Origin of the sequence: Pseudoalteromonas sp. Z1A6, from assembly GCF_011378745.1 — a bacterium.
GTDB lineage: Bacteria > Pseudomonadota > Gammaproteobacteria > Enterobacterales > Alteromonadaceae > Pseudoalteromonas > Pseudoalteromonas arctica.
On record NZ_WTKW01000466.1, the window covers coordinates 1 to 2,649 of the forward strand.

Here is a 2,649-nt window from a genome sequence, read left to right on the forward strand (position 1 = left end):
TTAAAGCCACTTTCAAACCCTTCACATACCATTACGCCGAAATTTTTCAATTCGATCACAGGTCTAGTAAAAAGGTTAAGGTTAATTCACTAATTTTTTTTTATCTTACGTAATACCTTACACGAGCGTCATCAGATTTATTTTTACTATTATTTTGAATGTAATTACAAAGCTATTGTTAAATACATCATTAGCAAAAGGCCAATCAAAAATATAAATTGGAGCAATCGTTTTAAATAGTATGTTGAGGCTGGCGTAGCATAATTTATGCGCCTATATTAAGGATACGTAAGTGTTTAGGCAGGCACACTAAATAATAAGTAAGCCGATTAAATAAAAATAACCGTTACTTTTTAAAAAGTTATAAATACATAAACAACAATACTGATTGATTAAGTATTTTACTTTTCTATTATAAGGATTCCAGAATGAGCAACCCTAAAGCAGGCCAATGTCCGGTCATGCACGGCAGTAATACTAAAACGTCTAATCCCAATACTGATTGGTGGCCAAATGCCCTAAACTTAGACATTCTTCATCAGCACGACACCAAATCAAATCCATACAATAGCGACTTTAATTACGCTGAAGCATTTAAATCAATCGATCTTGACGCGCTAAAAACAGACGTAAAAAGCTTAATGACCGATAGCCAAGATTGGTGGCCAGCCGATTGGGGACATTACGGTGGTTTAATGATTCGTTTAGCATGGCACTCAGCGGGTTCATACCGTTTGGCCGATGGTAGAGGGGGCGGTGGTACAGGTAATCAACGTTTTGCGCCACTAAATTCATGGCCAGACAACGGTAACCTCGACAAAGCGCGCCGTTTACTTTGGCCAATAAAGAAAAAATACGGTAACAAGCTTTCATGGGCCGACTTAATTATTTTAGCGGGCAACATGGCATACGAATCAATGGGTTTAAAAACCTTTGGTTTTGCCGGCGGCCGAGAAGATATTTGGCATCCTGAAAAAGACGTTTACTGGGGAGCTGAAAAAGAATGGTTAGCGCCAAGTGACGGTCGTTACGAAAGTGTAGATAAACCAGACACCATGGAAAACCCATTAGCCGCAGTACAAATGGGCTTAATTTATGTAAACCCTGAAGGTGTAAATGGTATACCTGATCCGCTTAAAACAGCGGCCCAAATTCGCGAAACTTTTGCGCGTATGGCAATGGATGACGAAGAAACCGCTGCATTAACGGTAGGCGGGCACACAGTAGGTAAAGCGCACGGTAATGGCAAAGCAGAAAACTTAGGACCAGAACCAGAAGCAGCTGACGTACATGAGCAAGGCCTTGGTTGGAATAACACTACAACACGTGGGATTGGCCGCGATACAGTTACATCAGGTGTAGAGGGCGCATGGACTACGCACCCAACACAATGGGACAACGAATACTGTAAGCTTTTATTAACCTACGAATGGGAACTCACTAAAAGCCCAGCAGGCGCTCATCAGTGGGAGCCTATTAATATTAAAGAAGAAGACAAACCTGTCGATGTAGAAGATTCATCAATTCGTTTAAACCCAATGATGACAGATGCTGATATGGCCATGAAAGTGGACCCAACGTACCGTAAAATTATTGAGCGTTTTTATAACGACTTTGACTACTTTTCAGACGTGTTTGCACGTGCCTGGTTTAAACTAACTCACCGCGATTTAGGCCCTAAATCATGTTACTTAGGTGCTGACGTACCAAGCGAAGACTTAATTTGGCAAGATCCAATTCCAGCCGTTGATTACACATTAACAGACGACGAAATTAGCAATCTAAAAACAACATTATTAAATTGTGGTGTTAGTGCCGCTGATTTAATAAATACAGCTTGGGATAGCGCACGTACTTATCGTGGTTCTGATAAACGTGGCGGCGCAAATGGTGCACGCATTCGTTTAGCACCGCAAAAAGATTGGCAAGGTAATGAGCCAGAACGTTTAACATCAGTACTTAGTGCGCTTGAAAAAGTGCAGGCTGGCTTGAGTAAACCTGTTAGCATCGCCGACTTAATTGTTTTAGGTGGTACAGCAGCCGTAGAACAAGCTGCAAAACAAGCCGGTGTTGATGTAAACGTGCCGTTTGCTCCAGGACGTGGAGATGCAACAGACGAAATGACTGATGCAGAATCGTTTGATGTACTAGAACCAATACACGATGGTTTTAGAAACTGGCTGAAAAAAGATTACGCAGTGTCAGCGGAAGAGTTATTACTAGAGCGCAGCCAATTAATGGGATTAAGTGCACCAGAAATGTCGGTACTTATTGGTGGGATGCGAGTACTAGGTACTAACTATGCTGGCAGCGAACACGGCGTATTTACAAATAGCGTAGGCTCATTAACCAACGACTTCTTTGTAAACTTAACTGACATGTCAAACCGTTGGGAGCCAACTCAAAAAGGTTTATACAATATAGTAGACCGTAAAAGTGGCACTACTAAATGGACTGCAACACGCGTTGATTTAGTATTTGGATCAAACTCTATATTGCGCGCACTTGCTGAGTTTTATGCACAAGACGACAATAAAGAACGTTTTGTACATGACTTTGTAAATGCATGGGTAAAAGTAATGAATGCCGATAGATTCGATCTTAAATAATCTGTACGCTAAATAAAAACGGGGGAGTAATAATTTACTC

The 2,649-nt window shown here is 41.1% G+C and carries 1 protein-coding gene; it reads left to right on the forward strand.

What is annotated here, in order from left to right; translation table 11 throughout:
* Positions 1-428 precede the first annotated feature (428 nt).
* Positions 429-2,609, forward strand: coding sequence for a catalase/peroxidase HPI (katG, locus tag GQR46_RS18540; protein ID WP_165741999.1), 2,181 nt, complete (start codon positions 429-431; stop codon positions 2,607-2,609).
* The last annotated feature ends 40 nt before the right edge of the window (positions 2,610-2,649 follow it).

Coding starts and splice junctions, on each gene's coding strand:
- katG (WP_165741999.1), top strand. CDS start 429: ATGAGCAACCCTAAAGCAGGCCAATGTCCGGTCATGCACGGCAGTAAT.